Genomic DNA, 13,198 nt, shown 5'->3' with positions numbered 1-13,198 from the left:
GAGGCCTCGACCGGTCCGGCGGTGGACCGAAGGCCGCCTACCAGCGGTAGGGCGCGTACACGTCCATGCACTGACTCTTGTCCGAGCCGTTGATAGCGTCGGTGCCGCTGGGCAGTTGACCCGCCTTGGGCGCGGACTGCTTCGGATACGCCGTGCCGTCGCGCCAGTCGGCGCCGACGACGACGGTGACACCGGACACATCCGTGGACCGCTTCACCGAACTCAGCGGGATACCCAGCGACTTGGCGACCCGCTGGGCGTCACCCTCCAGGTCGGCGCTCGGGTAGCGCACGACCGTGGTGTCCTCGGACAGGCCCGCCGAGGCGTCCTTGGACGCCCTGCTGAACCCTTTCGCCACCAGCTCCTGGGCGATGACACCCGCGCGGCCGCTGACCGGGCCCAGCGTGGAGCTGCGGGTGGCGTTCTGCACCAGGACGCCGATCTGGGCGTCCGGGGCCGAAGGGGCCTTGGTGGCAACGGATTTGGCGGACGTCTTCTTCGAACCCGACGCCTTGCCCTTGTCGTCGAGGGGCACGTCGTCGCGGAGCATCTGCCACAGCCGGTCGGCGCTCGCGCCGTTCGGCACCACGTGGTCGGTGTTCTGCGGGTCCTGGACGTTGGGCATCGTCACCGAGGTGATGCGGTCGGTGGGCACCGACTTCAGCTGCATGCCCAGGTCGTACAGCTTCTTGACGGTGCCGATCTCCTCGGACACCGACAGCGACTTGGTGGCCGCCTCGGCCAGGTCCATCAGCCGGCCGGTGTCGGTGAAGACGTTCTGGCCCTTCAGCTTGCGGATCATCGAGTTCAGGTACATGTGCTGGGCGCGGGCCCGCATCAGGTCGCTGCCCCAGGCGTGCCGGGTGCGCAGCCACTGCAGGGCCTGCTTGCCCTGGACCTTGTGGGTGCCCTCCGTCAGCTTCAGTCCGGAACCGCCGGGCACCGCGGCCGTCGGGTGGTCCCACACGTTCTGCCTGACGCACACGTCGACGCCGCCGATGGCGTCGGCCATGCGCACCACGCCCGAGAAGTCGATCGTCATCCAGTGGTCGATGTAGACGCCGGTGAGGTTCTCCCAGGTGGCCAGCGTGCAGCCGGCGCCGCCGCGGGCCAGCGACTCGTTGATGATGCGGTTGGTCGGCGGGTAGACCTTGCCCGTCTTGGGGTCGGTGCACTTGGGGATGTCGACCCGGGTGTCCCGCGGGATGCTCACCATCGCGGCGCTCTTGCGGTCCGCGGAGAGGTGGATGAGCATCTGCACATCGCCCAGCGGCGGGCTGCCGCGGTCGTACCTGGCTCCGCCCAGCTTGACGTTCTCGTCGGAGTTACGGCTGTCCGAACCGATCAGCAGGATGTTCAGCGGCGTCTGACCGGCCGCGTTCGCCTTGGACTTCAGCGCCTTGGCGTCGCCGCTGCTGCGCTGGCCCTTGTGGATGTTGCCGTTGAGGTGTTCGTAGTACAGGTAACCGGCGCCGGCCGTGCCGAGTATCAGCACCGACAGCGTGACCGCCGACCAGCGCAGCACCCGCCGCCCCCGCCGCGGCCCGCCCCTGCGGTGTCCGCCTTCCCCCGTCGCCCCCGTCCCCGATCTGCCCGAGCCGTCCGCGCCCTCGGTGGCCTCCTGGCCGCCGAAAGCCGGCCGGACCCCCGGTCGCGTTCCCTCCCCACGCACACTGCTCTGCGTCATTCCCCGTCCTCCCCACCCTTGCGCCGTCAAACGGGCCTGCCATGCGTCCTGTTAGACGCACGACAGGCCCGTCAGGTCACTTGGCGCACTCAACCTTGTCGGCCGTCGTCTTGTCGACGTCCGGCGCCTTGGACGACGCGGTGAACTTCTCCCCCGCCCCCGGGAAGTCCTTGCCCAGGGTCAGCGTCATCGTCGGCAGCCCCTGGTCGTTGGTCACGCTCTTGCCCGGCTTCAGCGCCGAGCCGGACAGGCCGAGGATGGCGGCCAGCCGGCGGGCCTGGTCGGCCTGGTCGGGGGCGTACTCGAGGGTGGTCTTCGCCTGGGAGGCGTCCGCGTTGCCCGCGTTCTCGGACTTCAGCACGCCCGCGTCGTTCTGCAGGTAGCTGAGCTCGGCCTGCGCGCTGCCCGCGTCGGCCCCGCCGTTGAGGATGCGCACCCGCACCTCGGAGGCGTCGGACTTGCTGCCCTTGAGACGGGCGGCGGCGGCCGCCGCCTCCTTCTTCTTCTGCGCCTTGACGGCGGTGAAGGAGACGTCGTTCTTGATGGCGTCGAAGACCTGCTGAGCCGCGCCCGGCTTCAGCACGACCGTCGCCTTCACCTTCTCGGCCGGGTTGTCGATCACCGGCACGGTGGTGAACGTCAGGTTCTTCGGGTTGAGCTTGCCGAGCTCCAGGCCGAGATCCTTCAGCTTGCCGATGCTGTCGAGGTTGGAGTCGACCGTCAGCGCCTTGGTGCCCGCCTCGGCGATCTTCAGCATCTTCGACGGGTCGGTGAGCGTGTCGTTCGACTTCAGCTTCCGCATCAGCGCGCTGAGGAACTGCTGCTGCAGGGTGATCCGGCTCAGGTCGCCGCCGAAGCCGACCGCGTGCCGGGTGCGCACGAAGGCCAGCGCGGTCTCGCCCTGGATGTGCCGCATGCCCTTCTTCAGGTTCAGATGCGAGTCGGGGTCGTTGATGTCCTTGCCGAGGCACACGTCGACGCCGCCGACCGCGGTGGTGAGCGTCTTGACCGCGTTGAAGTCGGCGACCATGAAGTTGTCCGGGGTGATCCCGGTCAGCTCCGTGACCGTGCGCGCGGTGCAGCTGGGCGTGCGGTCGTCCTGGCCGAGGCTGGTGTTGAAGCGGACGTTGTCCGTGCCGGTGATGACCTTCTCGGTGCCGTCGGCCAGCTTGGTCGGGCAGTCCGGGATGTCGGTGATCAGGTCGCGCGGGATGCTCAGCGCCGTCGCGTTGGAGCGGTCCTTGGAGACGTGCAGCAGGATCGTGGTGTCGGCGTGCCCGACGCTGTCCTTGTCGCCGTACTTCGTGTTGCCCTTGCCGGTGCGCTTGTCGGTGCCGATCAGCAGGATGTTGATGGCCTTGCCCTTGCTGAAGCCACCGGTGCTCGCGCCGTCGTCGGAGACGGCCGTGATGTTGTCGTTGAGGTGCTTGATGTAGAGGTAGGCGCCGCCGGCGGCGGCGACCAGCACGAAGGCCATCGTGCCGCCCGTCCACAGCAGGACCTTCTTCGCCTTGCTCTTCTTCACCGGCCGGCGCCCGCGCCGGCCCGGCAACGGCTCCTCGGGCACCCCGCGACGACGGCGCGGCGGCGGAACGTCACGGCCCGGCGCGCGCTCGGGGGCGGCCGTACGACTGCGCACGGCACCGCCCGCGGAACGTGAGGCCGCCCGGCGCGGACCGGGCACTCCCGACTGCGGAGCGGAAGGGCTCAGTCGCAGTTCGTATTCACCGGTGTTCGGATTGAGCACCCACTGGTCTGCGGGATCGATGTCGTCCGCCCGCCCACGGCCTGTCGCGTCCACGATTGTCCGAATCCTCCGTCGGGGCGCGGCGCCTTCCCCCCTCAAGGCGCTCGGTCTCGGTCTCACAGTGCTCGACGCCAGGACGGACCTCGCGGCGGGATGCACCGGACCGCTCACACTATCCGCCCTGTTCAGCGCGCAGTGACGGCGGTGAGAAATTCCACGCCCAAGGGCAGGGCAATTCGCCCTTTTTCTCGGACATAAGTGCGGTGATTTGGTGATCGCTTTACCTACAGGCGTCCTCTGCGGCCGAGTTCCCCCGGAACGTGGGCGCGGGAGAAACTCCGTTCGACGGGTACCCGGGTCCGTTTCCCTCGGACTTTCCGTCGCGGTATCCGTACTCCCCGTAGTTGTACGGGTCTTGGGGCGTCCCGCTCCCGGCAGTCGAATTGCCGCTTTTTGCGGGGGATTCCTGTGGAAGTTCCTCCGGGGCTTCCGCCGGGACCTCCTTGGCGACCCGGACCGGCAGGTCCGCGCGCAGCCGCTCGAACAGCTTCTGCGCCTCGGGCTCCACCAGTTGGTCGCGGTTGGTGTCGTAGGCGTACGACTCCCGCGGGACGGTGAGGAACCGCACATTCTCCGCCGGGACGTCACGCAGCCCGCGCACGAGGTCGTACAGCCCGCGCAGGCTCGCCAGGGCCGGATCGGTCGTCAGGGACGACGTGGCGGCGTCCAGCACGGGATAGAGCTTGACCGGGTTGAGCAGGACGTCGTTGCCGCGCACCTTGTTGACCAGGGCGCCGAGGAACTGCTGCTGACGGTCCATCCGCTCGGTGTCGCTGCCGTCCCCGAGCGTCTTGCGCGCCCGGACGTATCCCAGGGCCTGCTCACCGTCGAGCGTCACGCGCCCGGCCGGCAGCCTCAGCTTGGCGGCCTTGTCGTCGATCGGCTCCGCCAGGCACACCCGCACCCCGTCGACCGCGTCGACCATCTCCTTGAAGCCCTGGAAGTCGACCACCACGTGATGGTCGATACGGATGTCCGTCAACTGCTCCACGGTCCGGATGGTGCAGGCCGAACCGCCCGTCGCGAAGGCGGAGTTGAACATCGTGAACGCGGGCTCGGACCGGGTCCCGTCCGGGCGCAGACAGGAGGGCACGTCCACCATCAGGTCGCGCGGGAGCGACATGGCGGTGACGGTCCGCCGCCCCGCCGCCAGATGCAGCAGGATCGTCGTGTCGGACCGCTCGGTCCCGGAGTCCCGCCCGTAGCGCGAGTTGCCGTCCCCCGACCGCGAGTCCGACCCGATCAGCAGGATGTTCTGCGCGTCCTTGACGAGCGCGGTGGGCCGCTCCTTCTCGTACCGCGCCAGCTCGGCGGCGGCCGCGTCGTCGGCCGTGATGTTCCCGTCCAGCTTCGCGTACACCGCCCATCCGGCCCCGGCGGCGGCCAGCATCGCCAGCGCGACGCCGAGTCCGCCGGCCCGCAGCCACCGCCGCCGACGCCGCCGTGCGAGCCCCCGGCCGGTGGCGGACGCGCCGGCGCCGGGCCCGAGGGTGCGTGCGGTGTCGCTCACGGGCCGGCCCACCCCTCATGGCGTACGGACGTAGTGCTGCTACGACCATGCACCGGAAGGGGTGGGGGAGGCGGGCCAGGCTGATCCGAACGGGTGACCGCGACGCCTCAGGGGTGTGAGGAACCGCGTGACCGGTCACGGACGACCGCGGCCGCCCCTCGACGCTCAGCCGCCGTCCGCGCGCCGCACCGCGCTCACCCGCTCACTCTCGATCCGCTTGGCCAGAGCCTCCTCGCCCAGCCGGTCCAGATTCCGGCACAGCACCACGGACCCCCCGGTGGCGAGCGGCCCGTACAGCCCGGCGTTCAGCCCGTCCCAGGTGTCGTACGACAGCCCCGACAGGATCCGGCAGCCGGGCCCGGTGAGCCCCAGCCCCGTCGCCTCCTCCCGGGCCCGCTCCACGACCTCGGCCGCGCCGAACTCCCGCCCGGCCACGATCAGCGCGGGCTCCGCGGGGTCCACCGGAGCGAACGGCGCGAACCGGTCGCCCTGCCCCGGCACCTCGACGGCGTAGTCGACGAAACCCTCCGGGGTCTGCGGGAACCGCCCGCCCAGCGGCCGGAGCGCGAGCGCGACCCGCTCACCCCGGCACGCCCGCGCGGCCTCCAGCGTGTCGGGCCCGCTCACCACGACGTCGGCCGCGGCCGCGTTCCCGTCCATGTCCGCCACGACCCCCACCGACGCGCACGCCAGCAACCACACCGCCGTCTGCCAGTGCGCCGGCAGCAGCAGGGCGACCCGGTCGCCCGGCGAGGCCGCGAGGTCGCCCTGGAGGAGATTCGCGGTCTTGGCCACCCAATTGGCGAAGGTGGCCACGGACAGTTCGACACGCTCGCCCGTGGCGTCGTCGTAGAAGGTCACCAGAGGGCGTCCGGGATCGGCGGCGAGCGCGGAAGACAGCAGGTCGGCGGGGGTGCGATCGGTGGCGTTCACCCGCGCAAGCGTACGCGGGCACCGCCCGGCGCGGCGCGCGGCGGCACCACCGGTTCGGCGGAACGGGAGCCGACGGCCCGTCAGCTTCCGAATGGACAGACAAATATGACCATGTCCAACATCAGGGACATGCGTGGATTCCTTGCCTCCTCCCTCGCCTCCTCGATCGGCGTCACCTGCGCGGCCGCCCTCGTCCTCCCGCTCGCCCCGCCCGCGGTCGCGGCGTCGCCGAGCGGAGCGAACAGCGGAGCCAGACCCGCGCCGACGGCGGTCCGCCAGTCCGCCCAGGACCGCTCCGCCGTCCCCGGCAGCACCCAGTCCCTCCCCCTCGCCCCCCTCACCCGCGACCGCGCCATCGGCCCGGCCGTCCCCGAACAGGGCCTGTCCCGCGACCACGTTCGGAACTTCTCCCTCGTCGGCGTCGTCTGGAACGATCCGGACGTCACGCTGCACGGCCGCGTCCAGGTCCGCACCCGCGCGGCCGGCACCGGCACCTGGTCCGGCTGGCAGGACCTGCAGACCCACAACGACGACGCCGCCGACCCGGACGCCGCCGAGCGCACCTCCGGACACGTCCGCGGCTCCACCGCACCGCTGTGGGTCGGCGATTCCGACGGCGTCGACGTCCGCGTCCGCGCCGAGGGCGAACGCCGTACGGACGACACCGCCCGCGGCGCCCGCACCGTGACCGCCTTCACCGCGCTCCCCGCCGGACTCCGCCTCGAACTCGTGGACCCCGGCCCGCAGACCGCGCCGCGGGCCGTGCCCCCGCACGCCCAGAGCGGCATCGAGGCCGACACCGCCGACGCCCCCGGCGACCGCGGCCTCGGCGCCGAGTCGGCCGAATCGCTGACCGCCTCCGCCGCCAACGCCGAACTCGCCCCGCTCGGCGCCACGGAGATCCCGGCGCTCGGCAGGGCGGCGACGGAGAGCGAACAACGCACCCTGCGGGGCGCCGAGTTGACGGAGGTCCAGCGGACCAACCCCTTCATCGGCCCGCGCCCGCGCATCATCACGCGCCGCGGCTGGGGCGCCGACGAGAGCCTGCGCGAGCGGGGGTTCGTCTACACGAAGAAGGTCAAGGCGGCCTTCGTGCACCACACGGCCTCGGGCAACGGGTACCGCTGTTCGCAGGCGGCCTCGGTCATCCGCGGTATCTACCGCTACCACGTCAGGAGCATGGGCTGGCGCGACATCGGCTACAACTTCCTCGTCGACAAGTGCGGAACCATCTACGAGGGCCGGGCCGGGGGCGTGGCCAAGCCGGTACTGGGCGCGCACACCCTCGGGTTCAACACCAACAGCATGGGGATCGCGGTCCTCGGAACCTTCGGTTCCGCGAAGCCGCCGGCCGCGGTCCTCAAGGCCATCGCCCGGCTCACCGCCTGGAAGCTCGGTCTGTACGGAGCCAACCCGCGTGGCAAGACATATCTGAAGTCGGGCGGTGGCAATCTCTACCGAAAGGGAAAGAACGTACGCCTGAATGTGATCTCCGGACATCGTGACGGTTTCGCCACGGACTGCCCGGGCCGGCAGCTCTACCGCAAGCTGGGCACCGCCCGCACGACCGCCGCCCGCTACCAGGGCAGGTGAGGCGGGACCAGAGGGTCGCATTCACCGCCGTCGGGGGACGAGGGGCGGAACCACGAAACGCCGCCGAGCCGTCGAAGGCGTCGCACGACGATCTGCATACACTGGCCGGCCGAAGGACATTTCGGCCGGTCCCGGCAGGAAGCAGAGACGACAGGTGACAGAAGCGATCCTCCTGGTCGGCGGCAAGGGAACGCGGCTGCGTCCGCTCACGGTGCACACGCCGAAGCCCATGGTCCGGGCGGCGGGTGTCCCCTTCCTCACACACCAACTGGCGAGAGCCAGAGCGGCGGGCGTGGAGCACATCGTCCTCGCCACCTCCTACCTGGCCGACGTCTTCGAACCGTACTTCGGCGACGGCTCCTCGATGGGTCTGCACATCGAGTACGTGACCGAGGAGGAGCCCCTGGGCACGGGCGGCGCCATCCGCAACGTCGCCGCCCGCCTCCACTCCGGCCCGGACGACCCGGTGCTGATCTTCAACGGCGACATCCTGACCGGGCTGGACATCCGCCGGCTGGTGCGCACCCACCAGAGCTCCGGCGCGGACGTCTCCCTCCACCTGACGAAGGTCACGGACCCGCGCGCCTACGGCCTGGTCCCCACCGACGACACCGGCCGCGTCCTCGCCTTCCTGGAGAAGCCGCAGACCCCCGAGGAGATCGTCACCGACCAGATCAACGCCGGGGCCTACGTCTTCCGCCGCTCGGTGATCGACACGATCCCGGCGGGCCGCCCGGTCTCGGTGGAACGCGAGACGTTCCCCGGTCTCCTGTCCGCCGGAGCCCACCTCCAGGGCATGGTCGACTCCACCTACTGGCTGGACCTCGGCACCCCGGCCGCCTTCGTACGGGGCTCGGCGGACCTGGTCCTCGGCCGCGCCCCGTCGCCCGCCGTCCCCGGCCGCTGCGGCGACCGCCTCGTCCTGCCCACGGCCACGGTCGCCCCCGACGCCAAGCTGACCGGCGGCACGGTCGTCGGCGAGGGCGCCTTCGTCGCCGAGGGCGCCCGCGTCTTCGGCTCGACCATCCTGCCCGGCGCCGTCATCGAACCCGGCGCGGTCATCACCGACTCCCTCATCGGCACCCGCGCCCGCGTCGGCGAACGCTCCGTCCTCACCGGCACGGTCATCGGCGACGGCGCGATCATCGGCCCCGACAACGAACTCCGCGACGGAGTCCGCGTCTGGTGCGACGCCCGAATCCCAGCGGGGGCGGTCCGCTTCTCATCGGACCAGTAGATACGGCACGGCTGGGCGCGGCTGGGCGCGCTTTGGCTGTGCGCGGGCGGGCGTCCTTCAGCTCGTCCGGGTTCGGCGCGGGCCGCGTCATTCAGCCGGTCTGGCGGTTCGGCTGGGCGCGGGCGGGTGTCATTCAGCCCATCCGGCGGTTCCGGCTGGGCGCAGGCCCGCATCTCCAGCCCGTCCGGCGTTTGAGGACGAGGCCCGTTCAGGGCCGACGGGGGTCCAGGGGGCGGAGCCCCCTGGTGGGGCACCGACAAGGGCCGAAGCCCCCTGCCACCCCACCCCTCACAACTTCCCGATGTCCCCGCGAGGCATCTTCGGAGCCCTCCGAGCCGGCACCCGCCCACTCAGCAGAATCAACCGAGCCGCCCGATGCCGCTGCCCGGCATAAGGCTCCAGCAGCTTCAGCATGACGCCGTCATCCGCATCCCGATCCCCGGCAAGCGCCCACCCCACGATCCCCGGCAGATGCAGATCCCCCACGGTCACCGCATCCGCCGCCCCATGACTGCGCTGCACGACCTCCGCCGACGTCCACGGCCCGATCCCCGGCACGACCTCCAACCGCGCCTGCGCCTTCTCGGGCGACATCCCGACGGCCTCCTCCAGCCGCCCCGCCACCCGAACGGCCCGCAGGATCGTCGACGCCCGCTTGTTGTCGACCCCGGCCCGATGCCACTCCCACGACGGGATCAACGCCCACGTCCGCGGCGCCGGCATCACCCACAGCCGCCCCCCGGCCGCGGGCCCGGGCGCCGGCTCGCCGAACTTCCGCACCAACAACCGCCACGCCCGATACGCCTCGTCGGTCGTGACCTTCTGTTCCAGCACGGACGGGATCAACGACTCCAGCACCAGCCCGGTCCGCGTCAGCCGCAGCCCCCGCCGCCGGTGCCACGCCGAAGCCACCACCCGGTGCCGGGGCACGAACGCCTCCGGCTCGTCGGCACCGCCCAGCAGCTCCGGCAACCGGTCCAGCAGCCACTCGGCCCCGGGCCCCCAGGCCTCCCCGCGCACGGCCCCGCCCGCCACGGAGACCCGCAGCGTCCCGGGCCCGAGGGGCGTGAGAGTGGCCCGCCACACCGAGCCGTCGGGCATGGCCCGGAACGTCGGATCGCCGGGCCCGCGCCGCAGCGGTCCCAGCACCAGCCCGAGGTCGAGCGGCCCGTCGGGCACCACGGTCCGTACCCGTCCACCCGCCTCGGCCTGCCGGGGCACCGCCGCGGGCACGCCGACATGCCCGCCCCGCACGGTCGTACGAGTGGGCCGCGGAGAAAACCGTCCTGCCACGAAAGATGTCCTAGAGGTCCCTGGGTGTCCTCATGAGGGTAGGCGCAGCCACCCGCCCGTCACCGCACCTCGATGAAAGCGTCCGCTTCCCGGGCCGGCCGGGGCCTCGGTTCCTCCGCCGGATGCCCCACCGCCACCGCTCCCATCGGGTCCCAGCCCTCGGGCAGTCCCAGCACCTCGCGCACCACGTCCCGGCAGAACATCGTCGACGACACCCACGCCGACCCCAGCCGCTCCCCGGCCAGCGCGACCAGGAAGTTCTGCACACCGGCGCCCGCGGCGACCACGAACATCTCCCGCTCGGCCGCGTCCCGCCGCGCGTCCCCGTACGTGTGCGACCCGTCCATCACCAGGCACGGCACAACCAGATACGGCGCGTTGCGCAGCACGTCGCCGCGCCGCACCCGCTTGGCGATGGACTCCTCGCTCTTGCCGTCGCGCCGCAGATCGCTGATCCACGCCTCCCGCATGGCGTCCAGCAGTCGGACCCGCGACTCCTGCGACTCCAGCAGTACGAACCGCCACGGTGTCGTGTGATGCGGGGCCGGCGCGGTGACCGCCAGCGCGACCGCCCGCCGCACGGCGCCGGCGTCGACGGGTTCGTCGGTGAACGCCCGTACGGTACGACGCTGGGCCACCGCCTCCCGTACCGCCTCCGAGGTCCCCAGACGGAACATGTCGTCGCGCGCACCGCGCACCATGGCCCGCGCCCCCTCCCCGTCCTCGTCGGCCACGACGTGCGGCAGCCCGCGCACGACGGCGACCGGCCTGCCGGCCGCCTTGCCCTTGACCAGGTCACCGGCGGCGGCCAGTTCGTCGGCCGTGGCCACGACGGTCGCGCCCAGCTGATTGCCGTACGCGTCCGTGCCCCCGCGCAGATCGTCCAGCACCCGCACCCCGGCGGCGCCGATCGCGACATCGGTGAGGCCCGCGCGCCATGGCCGCCCGAAGGTGTCCGTGACGACGACGCCCACCCGCACGCCGAGGGCGTCCCGCAGGCCGTCGCGGATCGCGCGGGCGGAGGCGTCCGGGTCCTCGGGCAGCAGCAGCACGGTGCCGGCGGGGGTGTTGGAGGCGTCGACCCCGGCCGCGGCCATGACCAGGCCCTGCCGGTTCTCGACGATGCGGAGCGTCCCGCGCCGTGCCACGACGCGCACGGTCTCGGCGTCGATCGCGGCCTCCCGGTCGTCGGCCGCGACGAGGCGCCCCTCGGCCTTGGAGACGATCTTCGAGGTGACCAGCAGCACGTCCCCGTCGGCCAGTCCCGGCTCGGCGTCGGCGATCAGCTTGGCGAGGTCGTCCCCGCGCTGCACCTCGGGCAGTCCCGGCACGGCCCAGACGCGGTACCCGTCGGCAGACGCTGCGCTCAAGACGCCAGCACCTCCTCGGCCAGCGTCAGCGCCTCCTGCGCCATCCGCGCGGTCGTGTCCACGTCGGTCATCATCAGCGGCACCGCGCGGCACCGGATGCCCGCCGCCTCCACGCGCTGCACGGCGTCCGCGTCCCGGGTGTCGACGAGCCAGCCGTCGAGCAGTCCGGAGCCGTAGTGCTCGGCCACCGCGGCGGCACTCGACTCCACTCCGACGGCCGCGAGCACCTTGTCGGCCATGCCGCGCACGGGCGCGTCCCCGACGATGGGGGACAGGCCCACCACCGGCACCCCGGCCTCCGCGATCGCCTCGCGGATGCCGGGCACGGCGAGGATGGTGCCCACCGACACGACCGGGTTCGACGGCGGGAACAGCACGACGTCCGCCTCGGCGATCGCCTCCAGCACGCCCGGCGCCGGCTTCGCCTGCTCGGCGCCCACCGGCACCACCGCCTCGGCCGGCACCGAGGCCCGCAGCCGCACCCAGTACTCCTGGAAGTGGACCGCCTTGCGCTCCCCGTCGACCTCCACGGCCACATGTGTCTCGACACGGTCGTCGGTCATCGGGATCAGCCGTACGCCCGGCTTCCACCGGTCGCACAGCGCCTGCGTCACCGCGCTGAGCGGATATCCGGCGCCGATCATCTGGGTCCGCACGATGTGCGTGGCGAAGTCGCGGTCGCCGAGCCCGAACCACTCCGGGCCCACGCCGTACGCCCCGAGCTCCTCCTTCAGATGGAAGGTCTCGTCGGCCCGTCCCCAGCCCTGTTCCTCGTTGATGCCGCCGCCGAGCGTGTACATCACCGTGTCGAGGTCCGGGCAGACCTTCAGCCCGAAGAGGTGGATGTCGTCCCCGGTGTTGCCGATGACGGTGATGTCCGCGTCCGGCGCGGCCTTCTTCAGACCGCGCAGGAACCGGGCACCACCGATGCCGCCTGCCAGAACCACGATGCGCATGTCTCTCAGTGTTGCAGGCGGGTACGACAACGCGTCAGGCAGTCACCGGCCGGGTCCGCGCCGCCGGCTCGGTCCGGGCCTCGCAGTGCGGGGACGCGTGCATCGGCATGTCGGTCAGGCCGGGGTAGTAGATGTGCAGGCTTATGGCCGGCTCCAGCGTGTCGTTGACGACCTCGTGCACATAGCCCGGGGCGAACACACGCTGCGCCCCGGCCGCCAGCGCGCGCGTGCCCCGCTCGGTCCGCTCGGTCAGCGTCCCCTCCAGCACCGTCAGCACGCCCGACGAACGCCCGTGGTCGTGCAGTCCGCTGCCCTGGCCCGGCACCCAGGACAGCAGCCACACCTCGTAGCCGGGACCCGTACGCAGCCGGTGGTACCAGCGGGTCGTGGCGTCGTAGCGGACGAGGTGCTCCCACTCGGAGCGGTCCGCGGCGACGGAGCGGGCGAGCCCCACGAACTCGGCCACGGTGGCGGGGTGCTCGCGCGGCGGCTGCAGCAGATGCTGGACCTCGAGGATGTCGCCGGCGATCTGGAGGTCGTTGTCGCTGTTCATGGGTGCGGTGGTTCCTCGGTGAAAGAAGGTCAGAGGGAACGAGCAGCGGGGGAGAAACACGAAACCGAGCCGCGGGGCGACTCGGTCTCAGCTGGAGCGATCGGGCAGGCTCAACAGCTGGAACAGCAACAGCTACAGCGAGCGCGGGCAGCACCGTGGGACCCGGCGGTGCGGGTCGAGGTGAGTGCCGAGTTCGCGAGCATGCCCACAAGGACACCGGTTCACACCTTCACTGTCAACTCGACACCCGGTATGTGGG

General features: G+C 71.8%; 10 protein-coding genes. 2 read left to right on the top strand and 8 right to left on the bottom strand.

The window, feature by feature from the left end:
• Positions 1-37: 37 nt before the first annotated feature.
• The 4 genes from ACIGDI_RS42470 to ACIGDI_RS42455 form a co-directional block, all read right to left on the bottom strand.
• Positions 38-1,687, bottom strand: a complete 1,650-nt coding sequence (locus ACIGDI_RS42470) for an LCP family protein (protein ID WP_399908156.1) — start codon at positions 1,685-1,687, stop codon at positions 38-40.
• Between the two features lie 76 nt (positions 1,688-1,763).
• The gene (locus ACIGDI_RS42465; RefSeq protein ID WP_399908153.1) at positions 1,764-3,488 is read right to left on the bottom strand and encodes an LCP family protein; all 1,725 of its coding nucleotides are present in this window, start codon (positions 3,486-3,488) and stop codon (positions 1,764-1,766) included.
• 226 nt (positions 3,489-3,714) lie between these two features.
• Complete coding sequence (locus ACIGDI_RS42460; RefSeq protein ID WP_399908150.1) at positions 3,715-5,004, bottom strand: LCP family protein; 1,290 nt, start codon at positions 5,002-5,004, stop codon at positions 3,715-3,717.
• A 165-nt stretch (positions 5,005-5,169) separates the two neighbouring features.
• On the bottom strand, positions 5,170-5,937 hold the full coding sequence (locus ACIGDI_RS42455) for a TIGR03089 family protein (protein WP_399908147.1): 768 nt from the start codon (positions 5,935-5,937) through the stop codon (positions 5,170-5,172).
• Between the two features lie 129 nt (positions 5,938-6,066).
• Here ACIGDI_RS42455 and ACIGDI_RS42450 point away from each other — a divergent pair, with 129 nt between their 5' ends.
• Both ACIGDI_RS42450 and ACIGDI_RS42445 read left to right on the top strand, forming a co-directional pair.
• A complete protein-coding gene (locus ACIGDI_RS42450; RefSeq protein ID WP_399908144.1) occupies positions 6,067-7,530 on the top strand; it encodes a peptidoglycan recognition protein in 1,464 nt (487 codons plus the stop codon).
• Positions 7,531-7,684: 154 nt separating this feature from the next.
• Positions 7,685-8,767: a sugar phosphate nucleotidyltransferase gene (locus ACIGDI_RS42445; RefSeq protein ID WP_399908141.1), complete on the top strand. Its 1,083-nt coding sequence runs from the start codon at positions 7,685-7,687 to the stop codon at positions 8,765-8,767.
• A gap of 288 nt (positions 8,768-9,055) precedes the next feature.
• Here the strand turns inward: ACIGDI_RS42445 and ACIGDI_RS42440 are convergent, their stop codons facing one another.
• From ACIGDI_RS42440 to ACIGDI_RS42425, 4 genes are read right to left on the bottom strand one after another with little or no spacing between them, the layout of a single operon-like run.
• Positions 9,056-10,060 carry a DNA-3-methyladenine glycosylase family protein gene (locus ACIGDI_RS42440; protein ID WP_399908139.1) on the bottom strand — a complete coding sequence of 335 codons (1,005 nt, stop codon included), beginning with the start codon at positions 10,058-10,060 and terminating at the stop codon, positions 9,056-9,058.
• 59 nt (positions 10,061-10,119) lie between these two features.
• Entirely contained in the window at positions 10,120-11,430 is a 1,311-nt protein-coding gene (locus ACIGDI_RS42435) for a coenzyme F420-0:L-glutamate ligase (protein WP_399908136.1), read from the bottom strand.
• Positions 11,427-12,386: a 2-phospho-L-lactate transferase gene (gene cofD / locus ACIGDI_RS42430; protein WP_399908133.1), complete on the bottom strand. Its 960-nt coding sequence runs from the start codon at positions 12,384-12,386 to the stop codon at positions 11,427-11,429. Before cofD ends, ACIGDI_RS42435 begins: the two co-directional genes overlap by 4 nt.
• Before the next feature lie 34 nt (positions 12,387-12,420).
• Complete coding sequence (locus tag ACIGDI_RS42425) at positions 12,421-12,939, bottom strand: cysteine dioxygenase (protein ID WP_399908130.1); 519 nt, start codon at positions 12,937-12,939, stop codon at positions 12,421-12,423.
• Between the last annotated feature and the right edge of the window lie 259 nt (positions 12,940-13,198).

It is taken from the genome of Streptomyces sp. NPDC085900, from assembly GCF_044540925.1.
Taxonomy (GTDB): domain Bacteria; phylum Actinomycetota; class Actinomycetes; order Streptomycetales; family Streptomycetaceae; genus Streptomyces; species Streptomyces gilvifuscus.
Note: the sequence above shows the minus strand (reverse complement) of the source record. Positions and strands in the feature narration are given on the sequence as shown.